Below are 25,239 nucleotides of genomic sequence, written 5' to 3'. Positions count from 1 at the left end.
CCGGCGACGAGAGCGGAACGGTCTCGGATTGAAAACCGATTTATCCGCCGACGTACACCCCTCGCACATGATTATCAGCGGGTCAACCTCGCAGGTCCTCGCGGCCGAACTCGCGGCCGAGTCGGACGAACCCCTCGCCAGCGTCGAGTACGACCGATTCCCCGACGGCGAACTGCTGGCGGCCGCGCCCGGGTTCGCCGAGTCCGACGACGACCGGGCCGTCGTCGTCGCGTCGACCGTCTCCGCGGACGCCCACGTCGAACTGCTCCAACTGCAGGACGCCGCCCGCGAGTGGGGCGCGTCGGAAGTCGTGACCGTCCTGCCGTACATGGGCTACGCCCGACAGGACGAGGCCTTCGAGTCGGGCCACCCGGTCTCGGCCCGGGCGGTCGCGCGGGCCATCTCCTCTGGCACCGACCGCGTGCTCACGGTCAACCCCCACGAGAACGCGGTCTGTGACTTCTTCGAGGTACCCGCCGAACCCGTGGACGCCGCCGGACGACTCGCCGACCCGCTCCCGGCCGACCTCTCGGACCCAGTGTTCCTCTCGCCCGACGAGGGCGCGCTGGGCATCGCCGAGTCTGCGCGGGACGCCTACGGTTCGGGGGACACCGACTACTTCGAGAAAACGCGCCACTCCGGCACCGAGGTGGAACTCACGCCGAGCGACACCGACGTGTCGGGCCGCGACGTGGTCGTGACCGACGACATCATCGCCACCGGGTCCACTATGTCCGGTGCGGTCGAGATTCTGGCGGAGAAGGGGGCCTCGCGGGTGTTCGTGACCTGCGTCCACCCGATGCTGGCGTCGAACGCGGTGACGAAGCTCTCGAAGGCGGGCGTCGAGGCGATTTACGGGACCGACACCATCGAGCGACCGGTGAGCGAGGTGTCCGTGGCGTCTGCAATCGCGGAGAAGTTGTAGGAGCGATTCGGCGGCAGTCTGGGAGATGCGGAGGACCGTGGCGGGATAGCGTGTTCGATTCTGACGGGATTCGAGTGCGGTTGTGCGGATACTCAGCAGTCGTCCAGAGGGTTGCGCGAGACGTGTAGGGTCAACAACTCCTTGTTCGTAGACCGAGTAACGGAGCTATGGGCATCTCGGACAACTTGGAGGAAGTGGAACCGACGATACTTATCGGAATCGGATTCGTCCTCTTTCTGATTCCCGAGCCTGCGACCTCAACGCTCGGTATCGGTTTGATGTTGTTAGGTATCGTCTGGTGGATTCAGTGGGCGTAATCGAGGGAACAGCCGTCGTCGAATATGCACCTGAAAGCTCGTCAGTTGCTGAACGAACGCTCTGAATTGAGCGAGAACTATGCCGATGATTCTGAATTAGGAAACCGTGTTACTACCTACGGGTGATAGTAGAACTACCGTTGTTCTATCCGGTTCAAGGACAGCGGCGGACTTATGCCTCGCTACGGCCGAGTACGTACATGAGTATTATCGGCAGTTTCAGCATCCCTACCGAGGCATTTGCGTTAGAAGAGGCTCTCTCAACTGTTCCGGAGATGACCATCGAGGCGGACCGATTGGCGTCGCACAGTCCGAAGGCGGTGTTCCCGTTTATTTGGGCAAAAGGTGGTGATTTCGACCGATTCTCTCGTGCACTGGAGAACGACCCGACGGTCACGGTGGCCGAGATCGTCGAGGAGACGGACGACGAAGTGCTGTACCGACTCGAATGGACCGACGCCTTTTGCGGCCTCGTCCACGAGATTATCGACCACCACGCGGCAATCGTGGAGGCGACCGCACGCGACGACCGATGGAGTCTCCGGTTACGGTTTGCCAAGGACGATATGGTGTCCTCGTTCCAGAGTCACTTTCGGGAAAGAGGCCACAGGTTCGAGGTCAATCAACTCACTCACCCGTCGCAACCGCGTCAACGCGAGTTCGGCCTGACCGCAGAACAGTACGAAGCCCTCGTTGCAGCAGTAAACGAGGGTTACTTCACCATCCCACGAACTGCCTCCGTGGAGGACGTGGGTGAGACGTTAGGTATCTCCGCTAATGCCGTCTCCCAGCGAATACGACGCGGTTGTGAGACACTGATTCGGTCCACGTTGACTATTCCCGACGGCGCCGAGCAGACGTAACCGAGCCGCCGGTACTTAAATGGCGTTACGTGTGAGACTATCGGCTGATTCCTGCACGGATCGTTTCAGTAAACGATGCCAAAAGCAGGTAATCAGCCGATACGTGATTCCGGTTTTTCACTATCGAACGACTCCAACGTAAGCACAGACGCCCTCCTCGACAGACTATCACACCCTGTTCGCCGGAACGTTCTGACATACCGTCACGACGAGGACGACGACGTGGGTGAATTGGCCGAACTCGCCGGTTGGGTGCTGGCGCGAGATACCAACGACTCTGACAATCAGCAGGAGGCCGTGGAGATTTCCTTCCATCATACTCGTCTCCCGAAGTTGGCTACGAGTGGAGCGATTGATTCTACTTCTCGAAGTAATCCCGTCCGTTCTCACGGTCAGACAGAACTCGGGCAACAAACTGCGCTCGTTGACGAGAGAGTTGGAGACGTCTCATGACCTCGGGCCAGGAGGGGATGGCGGCAGTCGAACAGTTGGAGGAGGCGCTACGGGCAGACGACGGAGACGTGAAGAACTTCCATATTCGAGAAGCAATTCAACTCCTGCACATTGCAGACAAGGCGGTTGCGGTGGACCCTGACAGCGCGAACGAGATGGCTGAGTGAGCAAGTCGGTCGCTCATAACCGGAATTAGACATCGGACTCTATCGAAATTATTCCACTCTGTCAGTAATTGAGATGCACGATGCGTGGTGCGTATCTCGCGCGCCGTGAAGCAACTATTGTTGAAGAAACGCTCTGTATTCAGCACGCCGCTCTAGAGAACCACTTGGTGGAGTGTCGAAAACTGTGAACACACCCTCGCTTGCTCGAACTTCACCCCCTCCGAGAACCGCCGGAGCCGAAACGGCGGGACTCCGTCGGCTCCTCCCCTACGCCTCGGCTTCCGCCAGCGGAGCCACGGCAATCTCCATCTCGACGCCTTCCACGTCCCACGTCTTCCGGTGGCCGTCCTCCACGTCGCCCACCTCGTCGGCGCGGACCTCGCCCTTCACGAGGTCCATGCGCTCGGCCACGAGGTCGGCCACGCGCTCGTCGCTTACGTCGAGTTCGACGCGGACGCGCTCCTCGATGTCGAGGTCCATCTGCTTGCGCATCTCTTGGACGCGCCGGATGACCTCGCGGGCGTAGCCCTCGCTCTCGATGTCCTCGGTGAGTTCGGTGTCCACGTAGACGACGCCGCGCCGGTCGCCGTCGGTGTCGAAGCCGACGCCGGTGACGCCCTCGGGCGTCTGGGTGACGAACTCGACCATCTCGTCGGTCAGGTCCACGTCCATGCCGGTCTCGGACTCGACCGCCGCTTCGAGCGCGTCGAGGCTGGGGTCATCGACGCGGGCGGCGTTGAGCGCCTGCATGACGCGTCCGGCGTCGTCGCCGAACGCCGGGCCGAGGACGCTCATGTCGGCCTCGGCGCTGTACTGGAGTTCGCCCCAGTCGTCCCCGGGCGCGACGACCTGAATCTCGCGGGCGTTGAGGCGGTCGGCGAGCAGGTCGCGGTGGCGCTCGACGGCTTCGACCGTGCGTTCGTCGTCGGCATTGACCACGACGCGCGTGACCGGCCAGCGGAGTTTGCGTTCGGCCTGCTGGCGGGCGTTCGACCCGGCCTCCTCGACGGCCCGCAGGAGCGCCACGTCGGTCTCCAACTGCTCGTCGGCCCAGTACTCGTCGGTCTCGGGCCAGTCGCACATGTGGACCGTGTCGTAGCCCGAGTCGCCGGTGAGGTTCTGGTAGACCTCCTCGGCGACGAAGGGAGCGTAGGGCGCGAACAGCGTGGCGAGGTTCGACAGCACCTCGTAGAAGGTGGCGTACGCGGCCTGCTTGCTCGCGCTGTCGTCCTCCTCCCACATGCGCTCGCGGACGACCTGAATGTAGAACCGCGACACGTCCTCGACGACGAACTCCAGCAGGACCTCCAGCGCCTTGTCCTGTCGGAACTCCTCCCAGTGGTCGGTCATCTCGCCGACGACCGACTGGAGGCGCGCCAGTACCCACTCGTCCACGAGTTCGAGGTCCTCGTCCACCGCGTCGAGGGTCGTCTCGTCCGGGTCGAACTCGTCGAGGCGCATGTACGGGAGCGGGAACCGGAACACGTTCCAGAAGATGTTGAGGTCCCGCTGCATGTTCTGCATCTCGTCCCACGAGAACCGCATGTCGTCGCCCTGCGGGTTCTGGTAGAGCAGGAACGTTCGCATCGGGTCCGCGCCGTGGCGCTCGATGGCCTCGTCGGGCGCGACGATGTTGCCGATGGACTTGGACATCTTCCGACCGTCCTCGGCGAGCGCCCACCCGTGCATCACGACGTCGTCGTAGGGGACTTCGCCGACGGCGGCGGTGCCCATGCCGAGTTGTGACCAGAACCACCCGCGGGTCTGGTCGTGGGCCTCCATGATGAGGTCGGCGGGCCAGAGTTCCTCGAACTGCTCCTGCTCGCTCGGGTAGTTGAGGGTGCCCCACGAGGCCACCGAGGAGTCGAGCCACACGTCGAACACGTCGTCGACGCGGGTGTAGGTCGTGCCGTCCTCGGTGATGGTGAGGTCGTCTACCGTCCCCTTGTGGAGGTCCACGTCCTCGGGGTCCACGTCCTGGTCGACGCGCTCGGCCAACTCCTCGCGGGTGCCCACGACGACCACGTCGTCCATCCCGCCGTCCCAGTTCTCGGGCGTCCAGATGGGGATGGGGATGCCCCAGTAGCGCTGACGCGAGACGTTCCAGTCGGGCGCGTCCTCCACGAAGTCGCGGAAGCGGTTGTCCCGCGCCCAGTCGGGGTGCCACTGGCTGTCCTCGACGTTGTCGAGCAGTTCGTCCTTGATGTCGGTGATAGTGATGAACCACTGGTCGGTGACTATCTGGATGATGCCGGTGTCACAGCGCCAACAGTGGCCGTAACTGTGGGTCACGGTGTCCGACGAGAGCATCAGGCCCGCGTCTTCGAGGTCACTGATAATCTCCTCGTCGGCGTCCTTGACGTACTGCCCGGCGTACTTCCCGGCGGCGTCGCCGTAGACCCCGTCGCTCCCGACCGGACAGAAGATGTCGAGACCGAGTTCCGTGCCGCGCTCGAAGTCCTCCTCACCGTGGCCCGGCGCGGAGTGGACGAGACCGGTGCGGTCGACCTCCACGTAGTCGGCCGTGTACACCTGTAGCGCGTCCTCGCCGGTGGCGTGGTCGGGGACCTCCTCGTCGAGCGGGTGGTCGTACTCCCAGCCGACCATCTCCTCGCCGGTGAACTCGTCTTCGACCTCGTAGTCGTCGTAGCGGCCCTTCTTCAGGACCTCCTCGACGCACCCGTCCGCAAGGTAGAGAACTTCCTCTTCGCCGTCTCTGGTTGCGCGGACCTGCTGGTAGGTCACGTCGCCGTCCACCGCGACGAAGGTGTTGGCGGGGATGGTCCACGGGGTCGTGGTCCAGATGACGAGGTGCCCCTCTCGCTCGCGGAGGGGGAACTTGACGTAGATGGAGGGGTCCTCCACGTCCTCGTACTCAACCTCGTTGTTGGCGATGGCGGTCTCACAGCGCGGGCACTGGGAGATGGAGCGCTGGCCCTGTTCGACCAGTCCGCGCTCGTGGGCCTGCTCGAAGCCCCACCACGCGGCCTCCATGTACTCGGGGTTGACCGTCTTGTAGGGGTCGTCCCAGTCCATCCAGACGCCGAAGGACTTGAAGTCCTCCTGAAGGCCCTCCAACTGTTCCTCGGCGAACTGCTTGCACTCTTGGATGAAGTTCTCCTCGCCGAACTCCTCGATGTCCTTCTTGTTCTCGAAGCCGAGTCGCTCCTCGACTTTCGTCTCGATGGGGAGACCGTGCATGTCGTAGCCCGGCCGGTCGGTCACGTCGTGGCCCTGCATCCGCAGGTAGCGGATGTACGCGTCCTTCAGCGTCTTGTTCCACGTCGTTCCCATGTGGGCCGCGCCGGAGGTGTACGGCGGCCCGTCCACGAAGAAGTACGGCTCCTCGTCGGCGCGATGCTCCTTTGCCTTTCGGTAGGCGTCCACGTCGTCCCAGTAGTCGAACACCCGGTCTTCGACCGTTTGGGGTTCGTACTGGTCCGCGACTTCGCCGAACCTGCTCATACCTGTTCTGTGCTCCCCCGAAGTTAAATCGGGTTCGGTTGTGCAGTTCGGTCTGCCCCCGCCCGCAGTGGAGAGAGAGACCGACTCTCGAACGACGTCGAGGAGTGGTTGGGCGACCGAAGCGAAGACCGGTCGGCGGGCGACGCCGAAGCCGACGAGTCCGCGGAGTCGGACAATCGCGGCGCGCTGGAGACGCTGCGAGAGCGATACGCCCGGGGCGAACTCACCGACGAGCAGTTCGAACGAAAGGTGGAGCGACTCCTCGATACGGAGTCGCTGGAGGACGTCGAAGACCGCGCCCGGGTCCGCGAAGAAGAGACCAACTCCGTCTAGCGGTCCTCGTGGACAGGCGGTCTCGGTTCGGTCCCACGAGAGACGACGGTTCAGTCTCGGTTCAGAGAACGTCGTCGAGTTGCCAGAGCGTAGATACCTCGTACGTCGGAGTGACGTGCGCCTCGCTCTCGAATCGGTCGGTCCGCCGCAAGAGCGCCGAGTCGATACCGGCGTTGTCGGCCGCCTCGACGTCCACCGAACGGTCGCCGACGTACAGGGCCGTCTCGGCGTCGAGCGTCTCCATCGCGGCCTCGATGTTCTGCGGGTCGGGTTTGCGGCGTTCGAGTCCCGACGGCGTGAACCGACAGCCCCGAACCGTCTCGAAGAAGTCCGTCAGGTCGAACTGGCGCAGCAGAAACGAGAGCACGCGGGGGTGGTTGTCGCTGACGATACCGAGCGAGTAGTTCAGGTCGCGAATCGCGGTGACGTCGTCGTAGCGCGACCGGACTCCCGACCGAATCTCGGACAGTTGCGCTCGAATCGCCTCCCGCGCGGCCTCCGCGCAGAAGGTGTCGCGCTCGATTCCGGCCGCACGACAGCGGTCGGTGATGGCCGAGAGGTTCCCCCCGAAGAAGTCGGCGACGACGTTCTCCGGCGGTGCGGACAGTTCGAATCGTCGCTGGACGCGGCGCATCGCGGCCGTCATGGTCTCTCGGTCGGGCATCTCCGCGATGACGCCGTCACAATCGAACAGTACCGCGTCGTAGGTCATCGTGATTCGATGGAATCGCGCCGGGGCATAAAACCCTGTCCGAAGCGATGCGCTCGGCGAGAGCGCAGTTCACCCGTCGAGTAGGGAAGCCTCAATCTTCTTACCCTGCGCTCACGAACCCTCAGACAGACCCATGAGCGACGACTGCATCTTCTGCCAGATAGTCGAGGGCGACATCCCGAGTCGAACCGTGTTCGAGGACGACACCGCGATGGCCTTCCTCGACGCGAATCCGCTCGCGCCGGGCCACACGCTGGTCATTCCGAAGGAACACCACGAGACGCTCGAAGAGACGCCCGAAGACGTGGCCGCCCACGTCTTCGGCGTGCTCCACCGCCTCAACACCGCGGTCGAACACGCCGTGGACGCCGACGGGACCAACGTCGCGTTCAACAACGGCGAGGCCGCCGGGCAGGAAGTTCCGCACGTCCACGGCCACATCATCCCGCGGTTCGAGGGCGACGGCGGGAACCCCATCCACGCCGTCGCGGGCCAGCGTCCGGACCTCACCGACGAGGAGTTGGACGAAATCGCCGACGAGATTCACACGCAGCGCGACTGAGAGACGCGAGTAGCCCGGTCCGAACGAACCGTCCGTCCGGAGTACCCGACCGAAGCGCAGCCTTTTGTATCATGACGGACAACTCCGAATCAATGACCTACTCGACTGCCGCGCTCGTCGGTGCGACCGGCGGCGCGGGCGCGACTCGGCTCGCCGTCGAACTCGGCGCGACCCTCGCCCGCGACGGCCGCGAGGTGGCGATTCTCGACGCCGCGTTCGCCACCGAGGGACTGGCCCGCCACGTCTCGGGCCGCATCGACACCGACGTGACCGCGCTCCTGACCGAGGACGAGTCGCTCGAAGCGGACCGACTGCTCTCGGAAGGTCTCCGGGAACATCCCGCGACCGCCGACCTCGCGGGCAGACTCGCGCTCTGTCCGGCCCACGCGCCCTTCGAGCGACTGGCTCGCGCGAAGACCCCCGACGCCGCCCGGCGGTTCGAGACCCTACTCGGCGAGGCCGCGGCGGCGTTCGACCACGTGTTGGTGGACGCGCCGCCCGTCGCGGCGAATCAGGCCGTCGCCGCGGTTACCGCGGCCGAACGAGTCACTGTCGTCGCGCCCGCGAGCGAGCGCGGGGTGGACGCGCTCCAGCGCGCTCGCGGCCGGGTCGCCGACGTGGGTGCGGACGTGGACGCCGTAGTGGCCAACCGCGCCGAACCCGAGCATCCGGTCCGGAGCGCGGACGCCGCGGTTCCGGAGAGCGACGCGCGGACCGTCGAGGGAGTTCCGGCCAGCGCGCCGGACCCGGAAACGGCCTTCGCGCCCGCCGTCGCTCGCGCCGCGGAGGTCGTCTTCGACGACGAGTTGGGACTGGAGTTCGAGGACAACGGACTGTTCGACTTCGACGCGAACGAACTGGTGCCGGACGCGCTCGACTGATTCCGGACGCGGGAACTGATTGCACAGGATTGCCGGACGAACTCGCTCGTTCTACGGCGAGGGTTCGACGACGGCCCGACCGAGACCCCTACAGCAGGTCGGTCGTGGACTCTCTCGTTCCGCGACCGACGATTCGTCGATACCCCCTACAGCAGGTCGCTCGCGGACTCTCTCGTTCCGCGACCGACGATTCGTCGATACCCCCTACAGCAGGTCGGTCGCGGAACTCATCGTCCCGGCCAGCGCGTCCCGCTTTCGGACCGCGGCGTCCCCGTCGCGGGCGAACGCCCCTTCCACGAGGTCGCTCGCGCCCGGAATCGGGTCGTGCGTCTCGACGAACGTCGCCAGCGCGAACTCCGTCTCGTTCGCGCCCGCAAGTTCGCGTGCCTCGGTCCGCGAGAGGTCGGCCGAGAGCCAGTCGCCGATGATACGGTGGGCCTCCGGAGTCAGCGGCGAGACGCCCTCGCATCCGAGTAGGTGGAGCGTCTTGGCCGCGGTCATCGGAGCGACCCCGGCCTCGTGGGCGCTATCGCCGACCGACCGGCCGGAGGTGTGACCCTCGACTATCGCGGCCGCGGAGGCGGCGTCGCAGGGCAGGTCGTCGGCGAACTCGGTGAGTCGCTCCCGGAGGTCGGCGTCGCCGTTCGCGGTGGCGTCCACCGACGCGACGCCGCGATCGCGCTGCTCGGTGGTGACTTCCAGTCCGTCGGCGATGTCCGAGAGCGGCATGCGAGTAGATTGTCACGTCATCGACTTAAATTCGGTCGTTGGAAACCGGAATCGAGACCGTCGCGGTCGGCAGAGCCTACCGATTACCGGTACGTTCTTCGGCGGGGTTCGGGGCGTTTCGCGGTGCATCGGCTTTCCTTTAAATAGGATATCGGGCGAAGTTTCGACTGTGATGAGCGAAGCACACGCGACGGCACGAACCTGTCCCGAATGCAACGGCCGACTGACTCCCGACAGCGACGAGACGGTCTGTGCGGACTGCGGTCTCGTCGTCTCGGAGGACCGTATCGACCGCGGCCCGGAGTGGCGGTCGTTCGAGGACGACGACACCTCCGAGAAGCGCACCGGCGCGCCGCTCACCCGGTCGCGCCACGACCGCGGACTGACGACCGAAATCGGCCACGACGGCGACTTGCGGTTGACGGGGCGCAAGCGACGGCGAGTCGCGCGGATGCGTAAGCACCACGAGCGCTCCCGAATCGGGTCGAAGACGGAGCGGAATCAGGTGTACGCGTTCACCGAGATTCGGCGACTCGTGAGCGCGCTCGACCTCTCGCGGAACGTCCGGGACCGGGCCTGCGTCCTGTTCGAGTCGGCCCAGTCGGAAGACCTGCTCCGGGGGCGGTCGCTGGAGGGCTTCACGGCCGCCGCGGTGTACGCGACCTGCCGGACCGCCTCGGTCTCGCGCACGCTCGACGAGGTGCTGGACGTGGCGCGAGCGAGACGGGACGAACTCAAGGCGGCGTACGGCGCGATGAACCGCGAACTCGGACTGCCGACCGGTCCCATCGACCCGAAGGAGTACCTGCCGCGGTTCGCCAGCAGACTCGACCTGCCGACCGACATCGAGCGCGAGGCGGCCGAACTGGTCGAACGCGGTTACGAGGAGAATCTGGTCTCGGGCCGGAACCCCGGCGGATTCGCCGCGGCGTGTCTGTACACCGTGGCTCGCGGGACGCGCCACCGAATGACCCAGAAGGAGGCCGCCGAGGTGGCCGACGTGACCGCCGTGACGCTCCGGTCGTCGTACCGAGACCTACGGGACTGACGACGGTTCCTCGGTCGCGAGACGCGTCTGTTCTGCGAGGTCAGCGAAGCACTTAGCGACGCGGCACCCGGGAGAAAACGCCGACACCGGCGAGCAGTTGCGCTGTGCCCGGCGAACGCGGTCGTCGTCGGGAATCGGCACGACCGGCGCACCAAGCGCCCGGCGGACGCAGTCGGTCGGCGGCCGGTCGCCGGTTCGGTTCAGCGCGACGGCGGCCAGTCCCGCGTCGAGTTCGCGGGCGAGTTCGCGCGTCCGGAGGGCGTCGGCCAGCGCGAACTCGCGGGGCGACGTGACGAGGACGGTCGCCGCTGCCGCGAGCAGGGGCATCCCCGCGTCGGCGGCCATCCCCGCGGGACAGTCGATGACGACGGTCCCGTAAGCGTCTTCGACTGTCTGGACCGCCGCGACGAGACCGGTCACGTCTCCGGCGCGCGCTCCGGCGAGCGTGCGACCGCACGGGAGCAGGCGCACGGGACCGCCCTCGCGGACCGCTTCGAGCGGGTCGGCCCGGTCGGCCAGCACGTCGTGGAGGTCCGGACCGCGACGCGCGGCGAGGTCGGCCATAGCGAGGTCGGCGTCCACGACCACGGCGTCCAGTTCCGCGCCGAGATTGAGCGCGACGGTGGACTTGCCGACGCCGCCTTTCCCGCCCGCGACGGCCAGTATCACGGCGACCTCCGCGAGCGCCGGGCGCGAAGACGCTCGACGCGACGAGCGACGGCCGCGAGCGCGGCCACGTGCTCGGGCGTCGGTTGCGAGGGCACGACCGAGTCGGTCTCGCCCTCGGCCCGCGCCTCGACGGCCGAGAGCCACGCTTCGACCGCGCCGGGTATCGGCGATTCCGGAGTCGCCGTCTCACGCTCGGGGTTCGACTCCGCGGCGGGCACGGCGTCGGCGGGCGGCCGGGGGTCTCCGAGCGCACGGACGACGCCCTCGGGAGTCGCGTCGTCCCCGAAGGTGTCGGAGTCGGCCTCGCCCTCGGATTCTCCGGCGCGCTCGGTCCAGACGAGTTCGGCCGGGGGACGGTCTTCGGCCGGACGTTCGACCTCGGTCGGGGGTTCGACTTCGACCGCTGACTCGGCGGACGCAGGAGTCGCGTATCCCAGCGCGCGCCGGTCCTCGGCCGCGACGACGCCCTCGAAACCGCCGTCGTCCCACCCCGCGGCGGGGACGCCTTCGCGGCGTGGCGGCCAGACCGGCCCGTCGAGGCGGTTCCCGACCCTGACCCGGCGGGCGGTGGTCGACGGGTTCCGGACGACGAGTTCCACGAGCGTGACTCCGGCGTGCGACTCGGCGCGACAGTCGAGTTCGACCATGGCCGGGGTTCGTCGCGTCTTCGGTGATAAAGTTGGGCGGGGGAGCATGCTAAAGCCGAATCACGGGGCCGTCCAGCCACTCGGCGACCTCGGCCGCGCTCTCGAAGGGGTCGGTCTCGCGGGCCAGCACGACCGGGGCGTCGTACGCCGCCACGCGGGCGACGGCGAGCGCCGCTTCGACCACCTCCCCGAGGTCGTCGTCCGGAACAGCGTCGCGGGCGTCGGCGAACGCGTCCCGCACCTCGTCGGCGAGGTGTTCGCGGGCGGCCCGCCGGAGGTTGTCCGCGCGGTCGGCGAGTCGGAGGCGCTCGCGTCTGCGCTGGCGGTTGGCCCGCGCTCGGTCGCGGGCCTCGGTCAGTGCCTGTTCGGCCGCGATGCGCTCGGTCCGGACCTCCGAGAGGCGGCGAGTCGCGTCGGCGAGTTCGGTCTCGGCGTCGGCGGGGTCCGCGTCGGCGTCGCGGAGCGCCTGCACCCGACCGCGGAGGGTAGCGACGCGCTCGCGCATCTCCTCGGTGGCGTCGCTGGCGTCCGCGACCCGGCGGCGGGCGCGTTCGAGGTCGGTTTCCGGCACGTCGAGCGCGTCACGACGCTCCCGAACCGCGGCGAGTTCGTCGGCCTGCGGAGCAGTGTAGCCCCGGGTTCGGGCGGCCGCCGCGAGCGCGGACCGGACCGAGAGGTCCATGTCGGCGCGAATCACGCCGACGTGGTCGTGGACGGGACCGGGGTCCGGGCAGTCGATAGCGAGCGCGCTATCTCGCTCGCCACCGCAGTCGCTCTCGACGGTACAGTCACGGTCGAAATCTCCGCCGCCATCGCCGCGAATCACACCGGCCACGTCGCGCAAAGAGAGGGCGTCGGACAGCGGTTCGCCGACGCCCTCCGCTCGACAGTCGGAGACGCGTCGGAGGTCGACCGCCCGACCGGTCCGAACTGCTCCGGCGACGCGCACCTTCATAGCTCGGCGTCGCGCATCGAGTCGGGGTCCGGATAGTCGGTTCCGACCGCGAACTTGGCGTACGACGTGCTCGGATGCTCGCGGTCCTCGTAGGCGGCGGCCGCGTTCCGAACTCGCTCGGAGACGGCCTCGAACTCGTTGAACGGCGCGGTCCGTTCGACCTGTACGTCCTCGGCGTGTTTGGCCCGGAGTCGGAGCGCTAAGAACGCACCCAGTTCGGTCGCTTCCAACAGCGCCGCTCGGCCGAACCGCTGGACGACGGTCTCCTCGTGGCCGTTGCAGACGTTTCGGAGGGTCTGTCGCGCGGCCTGCGAGTACGTGACGACCAACAACACGGCAATAGATTGTCCCCCGACTCGGTATAAAATTACGCTATCCGTCTTCGAGTATCAACCGACAGTTATCGACTTCGGACGCTCCACTCGCCGTCGTCGAACTCGACGACGGTGTCGAACAGGGACGTGAGCGTACTGACGGTCTGGGTGTCGCACGCGTCGGGGTCGAGGTGGAAGTGCGCGGTCACGTCGGCCGCGGCGAACCGGCCCGTCAGCACGTGAAGGAACTTGTAGACGGTCTGGAGGTCGGCGTACTGGAGCAGGGCGGTCAGCGAGTCGAAGCAAGCGACGGTCCGCCCGTCGAACGTGTCCCATCCTTGGAGAATCTCGCTCAGTTTGATTCCGAGACCCGTCAGGTCGCTCGGATTCGACAGCGTCTCGACGACCTCGTCGCCCGTCTCCGAAGTGGTGTCGCTACCGGCGTGGGCCGTCGCCGAGCGAGTCGTATCGCCGACACTGACTAACCGCATGTTCCGGGGACGCTCTCCCGTGCGTGTGAGCCAATCGCGGATACACGTGTCCGGCGACCGGGTGTACGTGACCCACAGGACGTTCTCTTCCGAAGTGTCGTCGAAGGCGAGGAGGTCGAGACACGCGTCCTCGGTCGCCGAGTGAATCGACGGTGCGAGTAGCAGGACGCAGTCTCCCTGCTCGACGTCGGATTCGAACGACTCGTCTTCGTCGTGGCCCTTCGTTTGCATCAGTATTCCCGTTGGTTTGCTCCGTTTCGACCGCGACGTAGCGGTCCGTCTGAACGAGTTTTTCTAAGGGAACCTAGTTTATTTATTTTCCCCTCTGAATTACCCGATTAGTGACCTATCAGCCGAGTTGCTCGACTTCGAACGTCACGTCGGCCGCGTCGATCCGCTCGTTCACGCGCTCTCGGGCCTGAGCGGGCGATTCGGCGACGACCACGAGTCCGTCGGCGCGCTCGGCACCCGAGGCGCGATAGGCTGACAGGTCCCCGTCCTCGAACTCGGTGGCGTAGGTCCGCAGCACGTTCACGACGCGACGCTCGGTCGCGCCGAGGTCGGCCTCGCCCGACTCGAAGTCGGCCAGCGCGTCCTCGACGTTCCGGAGGGCGGAGATTCGGTCCATGGTCCTCAGGTCGTCCGCAGGTGGTCGGTCGAGGGTTCGTACACCTCGCCCTTCTGTTTGAGTTTGTCTATCTCGTGTTCGGCCTTCGACTGCTCCATGCCGATCTCGTCGGCGCGAGCCATCACCTCGTCCACCGGCGCGCCCTCCTCGTAGTCCTCCTCGATTTCGCCGATGAGTTGTTTCAGGTTCTTGATGCGGTCGCGCTGGGACTTCGACTGGCCGGTCTCGACCACGTCGGCGTCGAACTGACCGGTCTCGGGGTCCACGCCGATGTCTTGGAGGCACGAGCGAGTGATTCGCACGGAGCGTTCGGCGTCCTCGATTTTCACCTCGTCCGAGAGGCGGACGCGGGCGCTGGCCTCCGCGAGTCGTACCAGCGCCTCCAGTTTCCGGGCTGTCACGGGGACGGGCGCGTCCTCGTCGGCCCCCTTCGTCCGGAGGTCCACGTAGAAGTCCCGGATGCGCTCCATCGCCTCGTCGGTCATCGTCGGGAAGCAGTTGCGCTTCGAGTAGGCGATGTACTTCCGGAGGAGGTCGGGTTCGATGGCGGGCGCGACCTCTTGGGTCTCGTTGTCCACCTCCGCCTGCGAGATGTTCGGCGCGCTCATCTCCGTGCGCTGGGTGTTCAACTGCCCCGCGTAGTTCGTCTGCAGGATGTGTTCGGCCAGTCGCTTGTCCTCCTCCTCGTCGGGTTGGTCGGTGACGGTGAAGATGAGGTCGAACCGGGAGATGAGCGCGGGTTCGAGGTCTATCTGCTCGCCGATGGGTTCGTACTGGTCGAACCGGCCGTACTTGGGGTTCGCGGCCCCGAGCAGCGAGCATCGGGACTTGAGGGTGGCGTTGATTCCGGCCTTCGACACCGAAATCTTCTGCTGTTCGAGCGCCTCGTGCATCGCGCTCCTGTCGTCCGGGGCCATCTTGTCGAGTTCGTCCACCGCGGCGATGCCCTTGTCCGCGAGGACGAGCGCGCCCGCTTCGAGGGTCCACTGCTGGCCGTCGCCGAAGTCGTCGCGGACCGCGGCGGCGGTGAGACCGGCGGACGAGGACCCCTTGCCGGAGGTGTACACCGACCGCGGCGCGATGTTCTGGACGTACGAAATCATCTGGCTCTTACCCGTACCGGGGTCACCTATCAACAGCATGTGGAGGTCACCCCGAATCCGGGACTCGTCGGGCAGATGCTTGGTCACACCCGAGAACAGTTGGAGAATCATCGCCAGTTTCTCCTCGTCGTAGCCGTAGATGGCCGGGGCCATCGAATCGACCATCTGCTCGTAGATGCCCTCTTCCTGCGAGAGTTCGACGATTTCCTTCTTGTCCTCGTCGGTGATGTCCATCTCCTCGAACTCCTCGTCCTCGATGGTCACCGAGATGCCGTCCATGTACACGTCGAACACCGCGGACTTGTCCTGCTCGCTCCCCTGCTGTTCGAGGTGGAGGATGCCCGTGACCTTCACGTGGTCGCCGGGGGTCACATCGCCGGTGATGTCGTCCTCGATGTGAACGTCGAGACTCTTCGGCGTCTCGCCGCCGCGGAGTCCCTCGGGACTCTCCTGAATGCGGAGTTTCTGGGAGTCCACGAACTCGGACTGGTCGAAGTTTATCTGGAACGGTCCCTGTCGCTCACAGCCCTGACACTCGTGGGGTTCCTGGAAGTCGCCGCTGCTCTGGGGGATGTACGTCAGCGTGCCGCAGCGCTGGCACTCGAAGGCGGCCTCCTGAATCTTGGGTCGCACGTCGGTCGCCTTCCGGACGATGCCCTGCACGCTGACCAGCGTGTTGACGTGCCGGGCGCGAATCTCGCGGATGTCGGTCTGCTGGTCCAGATTCTCGATTCGGACGTGGGCCTGCCCCAGACTCACGTCCACCGGGAGGTCGTAGAGGCGGAGCGCTTCCTCGGCGTACTCGCGCAACTGTTCGGGTTTCGAGACGAAGTCGTCTGCGAGGTCGGAGTCGTACCGATAGAGTTCGGTCCAATCGACGTGGAGCGAGCGCTGTTCGTTCGGATAGTTCTGGGCGAGTTCGCCGATTTCGTCGCTGTAGTACCGCCGGTAGAACTGCTCGAAGTTATCAATCAGCTCCGTGTTCTCCGCGCGAGCCATTCAAAGAACTCGTAGTTCCTCCTTCGATAAGAACCTTCGTAAAGCAGAGCGGAAGTGAAGCCGCCGTCTCTCCCACGGAGGGCGGCGCTACCCGCCGGAGAGGACGACGTTACCCGCCGAGATAGAGCTGCGACACTTCCTCGTTGTCGATGAGGTCGGCCGCGGCGTTCTCGAAGCGGACCGAACCTTGGTCGAGGACGTAGCCGCGGTCGGAGATACCGAGACCCTTCGTGGCGTTCTGCTCGACCATGAGAATCGCGGTGTCCATCTCGTTGACGGCCTGCACGTGTCCGAACACGTCGTCGGCGGTGTTCGGCGCGAGTCCGGCCGACGGTTCGTCGATGAGGAGGACGTCCGGTTCCATCACGAGCGCCCGAGCGAACGCCAGCACCTGTCGCTGTCCGCCCGAGAGGGTGTTGGCCTTCGCCGACCGCTTCTGGTCGAGGATGTCGAAGCGGTCGTACAGGTCCGCGATGACCTCCGAGAGACCGTCCTCGCGGGCGACGCCGCCCATTCGGAGGTTCTCGTCGATGGTGAGCGACCCGAACACGTTGTCGGTCTGGGGCACGTAGCCGATGCCCTCCCGGACGATGTCTTCGGGGGCCATCCCGCCGATTTCGCGGCCGTGATACTCGACGGTTCCCGCCCACGGCGTCAGCATGCCGAAGGCCGTCTTGAGGACGGTCGATTTGCCAGCGCCGTTCGGACCGATGAGACAGACGATTTCGTCGGCGTCGAGGTGTATCGAGCAGTCGTCGAGCACCTGCACCTCGCCGTAGCCGCTGTCCACGCCCGACAGTTCGAGAACGTGGTCGCTCACGTGCCACCTCCCAGATACGCCTCGACGACGCGGTCGTCGGACTGCACCTCGTCGGGGGTTCCCTCCATGAGAACGCTCCCGCGGTCTAACACCACCACCGGGTCTGCGAGATTCATGACGAACTCCATGTCGTGTTCGATGAGCAGGAACGTCGTCCCCTGCTCGTTGAGTCGGCGAACCTGCTCGGCGAGTTTGTTCCGGAGCGTCGGGTTGACGCCCGCGACCGGTTCGTCCAGCAGGAGGACCTCCGGTTCGGCCAGCATCGCGCGGGCCAGTTCGACCAGTTTCATCTGCCCGCCCGAGAGGTCCGTCGCCGGTTGCGTGGCGAGGTGATCGATCTCGAACTCCTCCAAGATTCGCTGGGCGTCGGCGAGGTTGCGCGACTCGCTCTCGGCGACTTCGCCCGGCGAGGTGAACAGTTTCACGAACGACTCGCCGGGTTGCTTTCGCGGTCCCACCAGCATCGCCTCGCGGACCGTCATTCCCTCCAGTTTCCGGGGGGTCTGGAACGTCCGAATCAGTCCGTGGTCGGCCACTTCGTACGGTTCCGCGCCGGTGACGTCGGTCCCGTTGACCTCGACGCGCCCGGCGTCGGGTTCGTAGAATCCCGAGATGAGGTTGAATATCGTGGACTTACCGGCACCGTTCGGACCGATGAGACCGGTGATGGTCCCGCGTTCGACCTCGAAGGTGGCGTGGTCGGTGGCGACCAGTCCGCCGAACGACTTCTGGAGGTCGTCCACGCGCAGGACGACGTTCTCCTTCGAGAGGTTCGCGCCCAGACGCGGGTCGGTCGCGGATTCGAGGTCACTCACCGTCGCCACCTCCCTTGGCGTCGCGGACGCCGGAGTCTGGCCGGGACGGCGCGCCGTCGACGGCGTCGGGCCAGATGAGTTCGCGCTGGGGCGGCAGGATGCCCTCCGGTCGGACCCGCATCAGCGCGATGATGAGGACGCCGATTATCAGTAGCCGCAGCGGCGCGGGGTCGAAGGGAACCTGAAGATGAACGAGATATCCGCCGAGTTCGAACATCAGTTCGAGTTCGTTGAGGAACCGGGTGCCCTCGCGGATGGCGACGATGACGAACCCGCCGAACAGCGCGCCGCGGTTCGAACCGCTGCCGCCGAGGATGACCGCGACCCAGACGTAGAACGTCGTCACGGGGTCGAGGTCGCCGGGGCTGACGAACAGGTTCAGGTGGGCGTAGAAGACGCCCGCCAGCGCCATTATCAGACTGCCGAGGACGAACGACTGCATCTTGAACGAGTAGGTGTTCTTCCCCAGCGCCCGCGCGAGGTCCTCGTCGGACCGAATCGTCCGCAGGACGCGACCCCACGGCGAGCGGTGGGCGCGCTTGAGGACCGCGTAGGTGACGCTGACGAACGTCACGACGAGCGCGACGTTCAACAGCGCGTTCCAGAACGGCGTTTCGAGGACGATTCGAGCGCCGGGGAGCGCGACCTCCAGTCCGGGCATCGCGCTCGGGAACGTGTCCAGCAGCGGCCACCCCTCGAAGAAACTCGGGATGCCGCGGACGCCCGCGCTCCCGTTGGTCCACTGGCGTTCGTTGAGGACGACGAGTCGGACGACCTCGGCCAGTCCGAGCGACGCGATGGCGAGGTAGTCCGCGCGGAGACGGAGCGTCGGCACGCCGATGAGGACCGCCAGCAGGCCCGCGACGACGAGCGCGACCACGAGTCCGACGAGCGGGCTGTACCCCCCGGCGATGGGGGACGTACTCGCGCTCATGAGCGCGGTGCCGTACGCGCCGATACCGAAGAACGCCGCGACGCTGAAGTTGATCAGTCCGGAGAACCCCCACTGGGAGTTCAGTCCGAACGACAGCAGCGAGTACATCCCCGCGAGACCGACGAGATACAGGAAGTACGTCGGCGCGAGTCCGCCCGAGAGCAGGCCGAACAGCAGCAGCGCTGCGAACCCGACGACGAAGGCGAGGACGCCCTGTTCGGGTCGCGTGAGGTCCGCCCAGTACTCGGTCGGGTCGGTGAGTGCGCCCATCTCAGGTCGCCTCCTGTGCGATTCCGTTGGGACGGACGAGCAGCACGGCCACCATGATGACGAACGCGATGGCGTTGGCGTACTCGATGCCGACGGGAAGCACCGGCGTCAACTGGTTTATCATGCCGATGAGGAGTCCGCCGAGCATCGCCCCGTAGACGGAGCCGATACCGCCGAGGATGACTGCCGCGAAGATGAGCAGCAGCAGGTCGAACCCCATCCGCGGCGCGAGCTGGTTGTAGAGACCGAGGAACACGCCGCCAGCACCGGCTAGTCCGGCGCCGATAATCCACGTCCACAGTTTGATGCGGTCGGTGCGGATACCGCTCACGCGGGCGAGGTCGGGGTTGTCCGCCATCGCGCGCATCTTCCGACCGAGGTCGCTGTGCTGGAGCAGGACGTGAAGCCCGCTCACCAGCACGAGCGCCGAGACGGCGATTGCCACGTCGTGTTGGGTGACGCGGATTCCGTAGGGGACGAGCCACTCGATGGGCCGGAGCGGTCGGATGTCGTACCGGGTGAAGTCCGCGCCGAACCCCATCTGAATCACCGCGCGGTAGACGAAGGCGACGCCGATGGACGTTATCAGCAGTCCGATGGAGCCGACGTCGAGCGGTTCGTAGACGACCTTCTCGGTGACGACGGCGACGACTGCCGCCACGGCGATACCGACCAGCAGCGCGACGAAGAAGCCCAGCGGAAGTCCGAACACGGCTCCGCCGAGGCCGCCGACGGCCCCGAAGGTGACCAGCGCCGAGTACGCCCCGATGGTCATCGTGTCGCCGTGGGCGAAGTTCGCGAAGTCGGCGATGCTGTAGACGAGCGACAGCCCGATACTCCCGAGGACGATGATGCTGCTGAATATCAGCCCGTTGACGAAGTGTTCTAGAAGGGCCATTGGGTGCTTACGACTCGATGAAGCCGGTTCCGACGTAGTCGTGGTTCTCGACGGTGAGAATCTGGAGATAGCCCACGGGGTCGCCGTTCTCGTCGAAGTCGATGGGACCGCTGACGCCCTGATAGTCCACGTCATCCACGCCACCGCCGTCGGAGAGAATCTTGCTCGCGGCCTCGAAGGAGGTCACCTTCTGGCCCTCCGGCCGAGTCACCTCGCGGACGGTCTTCTGGAGCGCCTTGCCGGTGAACTCGTCGGCGGCCTGAATCGACAGGGCTGCCGTGACGACGCAGTCGTAGGCGTAGGCCGACCACGCGGTCGGTTCCTCGCCGTACTCCTCTTTGAACGCGCTGGCGAACTCCTTGTAGTTGTCCTGGTCAACCGGGGCCGACGGCACCACGATTTTCATGCCGTCCATGCTCCCTTTCGGGGTGTTCTCGAGGACGTTGTCGCCCGAGACGGAGTCGGCACCGTAGAACTGCGCCTCGTAGCCGCTGGAGTAGGCCTCGTTCACCATCGTGGCGAACTCCGCCTGATAGGTGATGAACAGCCACGCGTCGGCACCGGAACTGTTCATCTCCGAGACGACGCCCGAGTAGGACTGCTGCTTCTGGTCGTGGGGGTTCTTGTAGGCTATCTCGCCGTCGTAGGACTGCTCGAACGCGTCGGCGAGGCTCTGCCCGTAGTCGTTGTTGACGTAGGTGACGGCGACTTCGTCGTAGCCGTCGTCCGCGATGATGTTCGACAGCGCGGTCGATTGGGTGCGACCGGTCGGCGACATCCGGAGCAGACCGGGGAAGTCGGTGAGACTCAGTCCCGTGGAGTTCTGGCTCAGTTGGACGACGTCGGTGCCCTGAACGACGCTCTCGTAGATGGCCAGCGAGACGCCGGACCCGACGGACCCGATGAGGAAGGGGACCTGATTCTGGTTCACCAGCTTCTGGGCGGCCGAGACGCCGCCCTGACTCTCCGACTCGGAGTCCTCGACGATTATCTTGAGGTCTCGTCCGTTGATGCCCACGTCGTTCACTCGCTTCAGTGCGAGGTCCTTCCCGCGCTGATTGCGCTCGCCGAACGCCGACAGCGAACCGGTGAGCGAATCCACCATCCCGATGGCGTAGGGGCCGCCGTTGCTTCCGCTTTCGGTCGTCCCGTCGGTTTCGGTCGTCCCGTCGGTTTCGGTCTCCGTCGTCTCCTCGGACCCGTCGTCCGTCGAACTCACGCAACCGGCCAACGCGGTGACGCCCGCGCCGCCCGCGGCCTTCAGCAGCGTCCGCCGGTCGATGATATCCACGATGTTTCGTGACATTACGTCTATGTGGAGTTGTACCACGAGGGGGTTAACCCCGGCCCGACCATGGTCGGGCATCCCGGTAGAGCAACTGAAAGTCGCGAAAACGCTGTTTTCGTGTATTCACGGGACTAGCACTTATACTCACCGGCCGTTCGCTGTAACTTATGGTCGGGTTCCCGTATAGGTGGGTCGCGTCTCTAGTGTGCGTCGTGATACCACCGATTGCCAACGACTTCGTCGCAGGCGAGACGCCCGAGTCGGCGCTGACCCACGTGGACGGCGTGAACGACCGAGGCGTGGCGGCCATCCTGAATCTGCTCGGCGAACACTACGAGGACCGCCCGCCCGCGGACGCCGACGCCGACGCGTACGTCGAACTCGCGGCGGCCATCGCCGACCGGGGGTCCGACGCCTGCATCTCCGTCAAGCCGAGCCAGATCGGACTCGGCGTCGGCGACTCCGTCTTCCGGGAGAACCTCGCGCGAATCGTGGACGCCGCCGACTGCTTCGTCTGGATAGACATGGAGGACCACGAGACGACGGACGTGACGCTGGACGCTTTCGAACGACACGCCCGCGAGACGGACGGCCGCGTCGGCGTCTGCGTGCAGGCGAATCTGAAGCGGACCCGCGACGACCTCGAACGACTCGCCGACGTGCCGGGCAAGGTGCGCCTCGTCAAGGGCGCGTACGACGAGTCGGCGGAAATCGCCTACAAGAAGAAAGCGCGCGTGGACGAGTCGTACCGAGACCTCCTCTCGTTCATGTTCCGCGAGTTCGACGACGGCGTCGCCGTCGGCAGTCACGACCCCGCGATGATAGACCTCGCGCGAGAACTCCACGACGAACACGGGACGCCCTACGAGGTGCAGATGCTGATGGGCGTCCGCGAGCGGGCGCAGTTCGACCTCGCCGAGGACGTCGAGGTCTACCAGTACGTCCCCTACGGGAGCAAGTGGTTCTCCTACTTCTACCGCCGCATCCGCGAGCGGAAATCGAACGCGCTGTTCGCGCTGCGGGCCATCGTCGGGCGCTGAACTGTGGTCGGGGGTATCTAGAGGAGGCTACGGGTCGAGAAGTTTCGACTCGGCTTTCCGGAGGTGTTCGAGCAGCGTCGTCTTCGAGACGTCGAGGTCGTCGGCCAGTTCGCGGGTCGAGGTCCCGCGGGGCCACTCGTAGTACCCCGTCTCGCGGGCGTGCTCGAAGACCTTCCGCTGGGTAGTCGTGAGCGTGTCGAGTCGCTGGTCGCGCGGGGACCGGCCGTTGGCGTCGGCGGCCGTGATGGAGTCGATGCTCACCTCGGCGCCCGCCTGCTCGCGGACGGTCTGCAGCGCGTCCTCGATGCCGGACCGTTCGCCCGCGAACCCGACGTGCCACTCCTCCCTGCCGTTCTCGATTCGGACCGGCGCGCTGTGGACGAATCCGTTCTCCAGTAACGTGGGACAGACCATGTCGTCGGGGTCGTACTCCAAGAAGAACTCCCGGACCACGTTGCCCGGCGCGTTGCGCGCGCGGCCGAAGCGCTCCTGCAGTTCCAGCAGTTCCCCGGCGCGGTCGGACGCGCGGATGGCGTCGAAGAGGCGTTCGACCTCTGCCTCCGTCTCGCCGAAGGCCGTGAAGAGACCGTTGACCGACGACGGTCGGTCCTCGGTCGTCGGGGAGTTGTAAATCGCGTGCGCCAACACGCCGCCGCCGGTCCGTTCGGTCGCCTCGATGGCCCAGCAGTTCGGATGCCACAAGTCGAGCGTCAGTCTCGTTCCCGGTATCTGTTCCGCGATAGTCATCCCTGATATAGGCCTCACGCACTATTGCGTGTGTCGGTCCAACGAGGATGCGCCCGACCATGGTCGGGGACGCGTCGGACGGGACTGTCGACCGGACTCGCGACGCGACGGGTCCGGACGCCTCGCCCGTCCATGGTCGGCGGGGGAATTTGGCGCTCTCCCACCAGACGAACACCACGAACACCGATGGCAGACGCACACCGACACTACATCGACGGCGAATGGGTCACCGGCGAGAGTTCCGACACGTTCACGAGTCAGAACCCCGCGACCGGCGAAGCGCTCGGCGAGTTCTACCACGGAACGCCCGGGGACGTAGAACGCGCCGTCGAGGCCGCCGACGAGGCGTTCGAGGAGTGGCGCGAACTCTCCCGCATCGACCGCGCGGAGTACCTCTGGGACGTGTATCACGCGCTCAAGGAGCGAACGGACGAACTCGGCAGAATCGTGAGCCAAGAGTGCGGCAAGGAGATTTCGGAGGGGCGCGCCGACGTGGTCGAGGCCGCCCACATGGTCGAGTGGGCCGCGGGCGACGCCCGCCACCCCAAGGGCGACATCGTCCCGTCGGAAATCGCCGCGAAGGACGCCTACATGCGCCGGAAGCCCCGCGGCGTCACGGGGTGCATCACGCCGTGGAACTTCCCGGTCGCGATTCCGTACTGGCACATGGCGGTCGCGCTGGTCGAGGGCAACACCGTCGTGTTCAAACCCGCCGAGCAGACGCCCGAGTGCGCCCACGTCGTCGCGGAACTGTTCGCCGAGGCGGGTCTCCCGGACGGCGTCTTCAACATGGTACAGGGCTTCGGCGACGTCGGCAACGCCATCGTCGAGTCCGACGACGTGGACACGGTGCTGTTCACCGGGTCGGCGGAGGTCGGCCACAGCATCGGGGAGTCGGTCGCCGCCGACCCCGGCAAGCGGGTGGCGTGCGAGATGGGCGGGAAGAACGCCGTCGTCGTCACCGACGAGGCGGACCTCGACGTCGCAGTCCACAGCGCGGTGATGTCCTCGTTCAAGACGACGGGCCAGCGCTGCGTCTCCAGCGAGCGCCTCGTCGTCCACACGGACGTGTACGACGAGTTCAAGGACCGTTTCGTCGAGGCCGCCTCCCGAGTCGCGGTCGGCGACCCGCTAGACGAGGACACCTTCATGGGGCCGCTGGTCGAGGCGGCCCACCGCCAGAAGGTGGCGAACTACAACGAACTCGCGAGAGAGGAGGGCGTGAACGTCCTCGTCGATAGGACGGACCTCGACGCCGACGAGATTCCCGACGGCCACGAGGACGGCCACTGGGTCGGTCCGTTCGTCTACGAGGCGGACCCCGACGCCGACCTGCGTTGCACCCACGAGGAGGTGTTCGGCCCGCACGTCGCGCTCCTCGAGTACGAGGGCGGTATCGAACGCGCCGTCGAAATCCAGAACGACACGGAGTACGGACTGGCGGGGGCGGTCATCTCGGAGAACTACCGGCAGATAAACTACTACCGCGACCACGCCGAAGTCGGTCTCGCGTACGGCAACCTGCCGTGCATCGGCGCGGAGGTCCAACTGCCGTTCGGCGGCGTCAAGAAGTCCGGCAACGGCTACCCCAGCGCCCGCGAGGTCATCGAAGCCGTCACCGACCGGACCGCGTGGACGCTGAACAACAGCACGGACATCGAGATGGCGCAAGGTCTCTCGGCCGAGGTCACGACCGATGACGACGAGTGAGTCCGCCGACGGGTCTCGGCCGCCCTGCCCGCAGTGCGACGCCGCGGTCCGATTCCGCACCGGAATCGAGACCTGCGAGCAGTGCGGATGGGTTCGGGTGCAGGGTGCCGACTGAAGCGGAGTAGTCGCGGCCGCGGCCCGACTCCGAATCCGCGGATCGGAGGTGTTTTGTGTCGATACGCGAAATGGACACGTAGACGGCACGGTCAGCAGTACCTTTCAGCCCGCGTGGTTTCCACGTGTGGTCACCGCTGACTGACCTACTCCGTCTGTTGAAAGACCACGAGCGGCGGCTATTGCTCTATCCGGAGTACTCCACACTGCCAGCATCAGGTGTTCACAGTATCGAAATTTCCGCAAAACAGTCGTGTTTAGACGGCATGGGACCGCCCGGATTTGAACCGGGGTTATCGGCACCCAAGGCCGAAAGGATACCAAGCTACCCCACGGTCCCGC

General features: G+C 65.9%; 28 protein-coding genes and 1 tRNA gene. 12 read left to right on the top strand and 17 right to left on the bottom strand.

Annotation, left to right across the window (positions count from 1 at the left end; translation table 11 throughout):
• Window positions 1-67 precede the first annotated feature (67 nt).
• The 5 genes from NGM06_RS06010 (at window position 68) to NGM06_RS05990 (ending at window position 2,725) form a co-directional block, all read left to right on the top strand.
• Window positions 68-925 carry a ribose-phosphate diphosphokinase gene (locus tag NGM06_RS06010; protein WP_254269404.1) on the top strand — a complete coding sequence of 286 codons (858 nt, stop codon included), beginning with the start codon at window positions 68-70 and terminating at the stop codon, window positions 923-925.
• A 167-nt stretch (window positions 926-1,092) separates the two neighbouring features.
• Entirely contained in the window at window positions 1,093-1,242 is a 150-nt protein-coding gene (locus NGM06_RS06005; RefSeq protein ID WP_254269403.1) for a hypothetical protein, read from the top strand.
• 200 nt (window positions 1,243-1,442) lie between these two features.
• Complete coding sequence (locus NGM06_RS06000; protein WP_254269402.1) at window positions 1,443-2,105, top strand: helix-turn-helix domain-containing protein; 663 nt, start codon at window positions 1,443-1,445, stop codon at window positions 2,103-2,105.
• A gap of 75 nt (window positions 2,106-2,180) precedes the next feature.
• Window positions 2,181-2,558 (top strand): DUF7344 domain-containing protein, encoded by a 378-nt coding sequence (locus tag NGM06_RS24450; protein ID WP_438267631.1) that lies wholly within the window; start codon window positions 2,181-2,183, stop codon window positions 2,556-2,558.
• Window positions 2,555-2,725, top strand: coding sequence for a hypothetical protein (locus tag NGM06_RS05990; protein ID WP_254269400.1), 171 nt, complete (start codon window positions 2,555-2,557; stop codon window positions 2,723-2,725). Before NGM06_RS24450 ends, NGM06_RS05990 begins: the two co-directional genes overlap by 4 nt.
• 267 nt (window positions 2,726-2,992) lie before the next feature.
• Here NGM06_RS05990 and ileS read toward each other — a convergent pair whose 3' ends face one another.
• Window positions 2,993-6,190, bottom strand: a complete 3,198-nt coding sequence (ileS, locus tag NGM06_RS05985; protein ID WP_254269399.1) for an isoleucine--tRNA ligase — start codon at window positions 6,188-6,190, stop codon at window positions 2,993-2,995.
• Window positions 6,191-6,298: 108 nt separating this feature from the next.
• On the opposite strand from ileS, the gene NGM06_RS05980 reads away from it, so the two are divergent.
• Window positions 6,299-6,523 (top strand): SHOCT domain-containing protein, encoded by a 225-nt coding sequence (locus tag NGM06_RS05980; RefSeq protein ID WP_379793285.1) that lies wholly within the window; start codon window positions 6,299-6,301, stop codon window positions 6,521-6,523.
• 61 nt (window positions 6,524-6,584) lie between these two features.
• Here the strand turns inward: NGM06_RS05980 and NGM06_RS05975 are convergent, their stop codons facing one another.
• The gene (locus NGM06_RS05975) at window positions 6,585-7,235 is read right to left on the bottom strand and encodes an HAD family hydrolase (RefSeq protein WP_254269398.1); all 651 of its coding nucleotides are present in this window, start codon (window positions 7,233-7,235) and stop codon (window positions 6,585-6,587) included.
• 133 nt (window positions 7,236-7,368) lie between these two features.
• Here NGM06_RS05975 and NGM06_RS05970 point away from each other — a divergent pair, with 133 nt between their 5' ends.
• Window positions 7,369-7,797 carry an HIT family protein gene (locus NGM06_RS05970; protein ID WP_254269397.1) on the top strand — a complete coding sequence of 143 codons (429 nt, stop codon included), beginning with the start codon at window positions 7,369-7,371 and terminating at the stop codon, window positions 7,795-7,797.
• 92 nt (window positions 7,798-7,889) lie between these two features.
• Complete coding sequence (locus NGM06_RS05965) at window positions 7,890-8,678, top strand: AAA family ATPase (protein WP_254269396.1); 789 nt, start codon at window positions 7,890-7,892, stop codon at window positions 8,676-8,678.
• 204 nt (window positions 8,679-8,882) lie between these two features.
• Here NGM06_RS05965 and NGM06_RS05960 read toward each other — a convergent pair whose 3' ends face one another.
• Complete coding sequence (locus NGM06_RS05960; protein WP_254269395.1) at window positions 8,883-9,407, bottom strand: DUF7858 family protein; 525 nt, start codon at window positions 9,405-9,407, stop codon at window positions 8,883-8,885.
• A 172-nt stretch (window positions 9,408-9,579) separates the two neighbouring features.
• On the opposite strand from NGM06_RS05960, the gene NGM06_RS05955 reads away from it, so the two are divergent.
• Window positions 9,580-10,455, top strand: coding sequence for a transcription initiation factor IIB (locus NGM06_RS05955; RefSeq protein ID WP_254269394.1), 876 nt, complete (start codon window positions 9,580-9,582; stop codon window positions 10,453-10,455).
• On the opposite strand, the gene NGM06_RS05950 is transcribed toward NGM06_RS05955, so the two are convergent.
• From NGM06_RS05950 to NGM06_RS05895, 12 genes are all read right to left on the bottom strand, one after another.
• Window positions 10,444-11,124 (bottom strand): MinD/ParA family ATP-binding protein, encoded by a 681-nt coding sequence (locus NGM06_RS05950; protein ID WP_254269393.1) that lies wholly within the window; start codon window positions 11,122-11,124, stop codon window positions 10,444-10,446. The two genes, NGM06_RS05955 and NGM06_RS05950, sit on opposite strands and share 12 nt — an antisense overlap.
• Window positions 11,121-11,771, bottom strand: coding sequence for a DUF7857 domain-containing protein (locus NGM06_RS05945; protein ID WP_254269392.1), 651 nt, complete (start codon window positions 11,769-11,771; stop codon window positions 11,121-11,123). Before NGM06_RS05945 ends, NGM06_RS05950 begins: the two co-directional genes overlap by 4 nt.
• 49 nt (window positions 11,772-11,820) lie before the next feature.
• Window positions 11,821-12,726: a DUF7856 family protein gene (locus tag NGM06_RS05940; RefSeq protein ID WP_254269391.1), complete on the bottom strand. Its 906-nt coding sequence runs from the start codon at window positions 12,724-12,726 to the stop codon at window positions 11,821-11,823.
• On the bottom strand, window positions 12,723-13,061 hold the full coding sequence (locus NGM06_RS05935) for a DUF7855 family protein (RefSeq protein WP_254269390.1): 339 nt from the start codon (window positions 13,059-13,061) through the stop codon (window positions 12,723-12,725). The genes NGM06_RS05940 and NGM06_RS05935 overlap by 4 nt, the downstream gene beginning before the upstream one ends.
• A 65-nt stretch (window positions 13,062-13,126) precedes the next feature.
• Window positions 13,127-13,762 carry a DUF7504 family protein gene (locus NGM06_RS05930; RefSeq protein WP_254269389.1) on the bottom strand — a complete coding sequence of 212 codons (636 nt, stop codon included), beginning with the start codon at window positions 13,760-13,762 and terminating at the stop codon, window positions 13,127-13,129.
• 118 nt (window positions 13,763-13,880) lie between these two features.
• Window positions 13,881-14,159, bottom strand: coding sequence for a DUF7854 family protein (locus tag NGM06_RS05925; protein ID WP_254269388.1), 279 nt, complete (start codon window positions 14,157-14,159; stop codon window positions 13,881-13,883).
• A 5-nt stretch (window positions 14,160-14,164) separates the two neighbouring features.
• Complete coding sequence (locus tag NGM06_RS05920; protein ID WP_254269387.1) at window positions 14,165-16,261, bottom strand: minichromosome maintenance protein MCM; 2,097 nt, start codon at window positions 16,259-16,261, stop codon at window positions 14,165-14,167.
• A 109-nt stretch (window positions 16,262-16,370) separates the two neighbouring features.
• Window positions 16,371-17,081 carry an ABC transporter ATP-binding protein gene (locus NGM06_RS05915; RefSeq protein ID WP_254269386.1) on the bottom strand — a complete coding sequence of 237 codons (711 nt, stop codon included), beginning with the start codon at window positions 17,079-17,081 and terminating at the stop codon, window positions 16,371-16,373.
• A complete protein-coding gene (locus NGM06_RS05910) occupies window positions 17,078-17,896 on the bottom strand; it encodes an ABC transporter ATP-binding protein (protein WP_254269385.1) in 819 nt (272 codons plus the stop codon). Before NGM06_RS05910 ends, NGM06_RS05915 begins: the two co-directional genes overlap by 4 nt.
• Window positions 17,889-19,100 (bottom strand): branched-chain amino acid ABC transporter permease, encoded by a 1,212-nt coding sequence (locus tag NGM06_RS05905; RefSeq protein ID WP_254269384.1) that lies wholly within the window; start codon window positions 19,098-19,100, stop codon window positions 17,889-17,891. The genes NGM06_RS05910 and NGM06_RS05905 overlap by 8 nt, the downstream gene beginning before the upstream one ends.
• A gap of 1 nt (window position 19,101) precedes the next feature.
• Window positions 19,102-19,998: a branched-chain amino acid ABC transporter permease gene (locus NGM06_RS05900; RefSeq protein WP_254269383.1), complete on the bottom strand. Its 897-nt coding sequence runs from the start codon at window positions 19,996-19,998 to the stop codon at window positions 19,102-19,104.
• A gap of 7 nt (window positions 19,999-20,005) precedes the next feature.
• Window positions 20,006-21,304, bottom strand: a complete 1,299-nt coding sequence (locus tag NGM06_RS05895) for an ABC transporter substrate-binding protein (protein ID WP_254269382.1) — start codon at window positions 21,302-21,304, stop codon at window positions 20,006-20,008.
• Window positions 21,305-21,498: 194 nt separating this feature from the next.
• Here NGM06_RS05895 and NGM06_RS05890 point away from each other — a divergent pair, with 194 nt between their 5' ends.
• Window positions 21,499-22,326: a proline dehydrogenase family protein gene (locus NGM06_RS05890; RefSeq protein ID WP_254269381.1), complete on the top strand. Its 828-nt coding sequence runs from the start codon at window positions 21,499-21,501 to the stop codon at window positions 22,324-22,326.
• Window positions 22,327-22,353: 27 nt separating this feature from the next.
• Here the strand turns inward: NGM06_RS05890 and NGM06_RS05885 are convergent, their stop codons facing one another.
• Window positions 22,354-23,073: a helix-turn-helix domain-containing protein gene (locus tag NGM06_RS05885; RefSeq protein WP_254269380.1), complete on the bottom strand. Its 720-nt coding sequence runs from the start codon at window positions 23,071-23,073 to the stop codon at window positions 22,354-22,356.
• Between the two features lie 186 nt (window positions 23,074-23,259).
• Here NGM06_RS05885 and NGM06_RS05880 point away from each other — a divergent pair, with 186 nt between their 5' ends.
• Both NGM06_RS05880 and NGM06_RS24120 read left to right on the top strand, forming a co-directional pair.
• A complete protein-coding gene (locus NGM06_RS05880) occupies window positions 23,260-24,783 on the top strand; it encodes an aldehyde dehydrogenase family protein (RefSeq protein ID WP_254269379.1) in 1,524 nt (507 codons plus the stop codon).
• Complete coding sequence (locus tag NGM06_RS24120; RefSeq protein WP_256567999.1) at window positions 24,770-24,898, top strand: hypothetical protein; 129 nt, start codon at window positions 24,770-24,772, stop codon at window positions 24,896-24,898. Before NGM06_RS05880 ends, NGM06_RS24120 begins: the two co-directional genes overlap by 14 nt.
• 266 nt (window positions 24,899-25,164) lie before the next feature.
• Here the strand turns inward: NGM06_RS24120 and NGM06_RS05875 are convergent.
• Window positions 25,165-25,237: transfer RNA gene (locus tag NGM06_RS05875), tRNA-Pro, on the bottom strand.
• Window positions 25,238-25,239: the final 2 nt, after the last annotated feature.

It is taken from the genome of Halorussus aquaticus, from assembly GCF_024218795.1.
GTDB lineage: Archaea > Halobacteriota > Halobacteria > Halobacteriales > Haladaptataceae > Halorussus > Halorussus aquaticus.
This window is presented reverse-complemented; position numbering and strand designations above follow the sequence as displayed.

What these genes read in the sequence shown, in the direction of transcription:
- NGM06_RS05905 (WP_254269384.1), bottom strand. Translation starts at nt 19,100, where the DNA reads ATGGGCGCACTCACCGACCCGACCGAGTACTGGGCGGACCTCACGCGA.
- NGM06_RS06010 (WP_254269404.1), top strand. Translation starts at nt 68, where the DNA reads ATGATTATCAGCGGGTCAACCTCGCAGGTCCTCGCGGCCGAACTCGCG.
- NGM06_RS06000 (WP_254269402.1), top strand. Translation starts at nt 1,443, where the DNA reads ATGAGTATTATCGGCAGTTTCAGCATCCCTACCGAGGCATTTGCGTTA.
- NGM06_RS05990 (WP_254269400.1), top strand. Translation starts at nt 2,555, where the DNA reads ATGACCTCGGGCCAGGAGGGGATGGCGGCAGTCGAACAGTTGGAGGAG.
- NGM06_RS05955 (WP_254269394.1), top strand. Translation starts at nt 9,580, where the DNA reads ATGAGCGAAGCACACGCGACGGCACGAACCTGTCCCGAATGCAACGGC.
- NGM06_RS05880 (WP_254269379.1), top strand. Translation starts at nt 23,260, where the DNA reads ATGGCAGACGCACACCGACACTACATCGACGGCGAATGGGTCACCGGC.
- NGM06_RS24450 (WP_438267631.1), top strand. Translation starts at nt 2,181, where the DNA reads ATGCCAAAAGCAGGTAATCAGCCGATACGTGATTCCGGTTTTTCACTA.
- NGM06_RS05900 (WP_254269383.1), bottom strand. Translation starts at nt 19,998, where the DNA reads ATGGCCCTTCTAGAACACTTCGTCAACGGGCTGATATTCAGCAGCATC.
- ileS (WP_254269399.1), bottom strand. Translation starts at nt 6,190, where the DNA reads ATGAGCAGGTTCGGCGAAGTCGCGGACCAGTACGAACCCCAAACGGTC.
- NGM06_RS05925 (WP_254269388.1), bottom strand. Translation starts at nt 14,159, where the DNA reads ATGGACCGAATCTCCGCCCTCCGGAACGTCGAGGACGCGCTGGCCGAC.
- NGM06_RS24120 (WP_256567999.1), top strand. Translation starts at nt 24,770, where the DNA reads ATGACGACGAGTGAGTCCGCCGACGGGTCTCGGCCGCCCTGCCCGCAG.
- NGM06_RS05940 (WP_254269391.1), bottom strand. Translation starts at nt 12,726, where the DNA reads ATGAAGGTGCGCGTCGCCGGAGCAGTTCGGACCGGTCGGGCGGTCGAC.
- NGM06_RS05960 (WP_254269395.1), bottom strand. Translation starts at nt 9,407, where the DNA reads ATGCCGCTCTCGGACATCGCCGACGGACTGGAAGTCACCACCGAGCAG.
- NGM06_RS05920 (WP_254269387.1), bottom strand. Translation starts at nt 16,261, where the DNA reads ATGGCTCGCGCGGAGAACACGGAGCTGATTGATAACTTCGAGCAGTTC.
- NGM06_RS05895 (WP_254269382.1), bottom strand. Translation starts at nt 21,304, where the DNA reads ATGTCACGAAACATCGTGGATATCATCGACCGGCGGACGCTGCTGAAG.
- NGM06_RS05945 (WP_254269392.1), bottom strand. Translation starts at nt 11,771, where the DNA reads ATGGTCGAACTCGACTGTCGCGCCGAGTCGCACGCCGGAGTCACGCTC.
- NGM06_RS06005 (WP_254269403.1), top strand. Translation starts at nt 1,093, where the DNA reads ATGGGCATCTCGGACAACTTGGAGGAAGTGGAACCGACGATACTTATC.
- NGM06_RS05970 (WP_254269397.1), top strand. Translation starts at nt 7,369, where the DNA reads ATGAGCGACGACTGCATCTTCTGCCAGATAGTCGAGGGCGACATCCCG.
- NGM06_RS05930 (WP_254269389.1), bottom strand. Translation starts at nt 13,762, where the DNA reads ATGCAAACGAAGGGCCACGACGAAGACGAGTCGTTCGAATCCGACGTC.
- NGM06_RS05965 (WP_254269396.1), top strand. Translation starts at nt 7,890, where the DNA reads ATGACCTACTCGACTGCCGCGCTCGTCGGTGCGACCGGCGGCGCGGGC.
- NGM06_RS05885 (WP_254269380.1), bottom strand. Translation starts at nt 23,073, where the DNA reads ATGACTATCGCGGAACAGATACCGGGAACGAGACTGACGCTCGACTTG.
- NGM06_RS05975 (WP_254269398.1), bottom strand. Translation starts at nt 7,235, where the DNA reads ATGACCTACGACGCGGTACTGTTCGATTGTGACGGCGTCATCGCGGAG.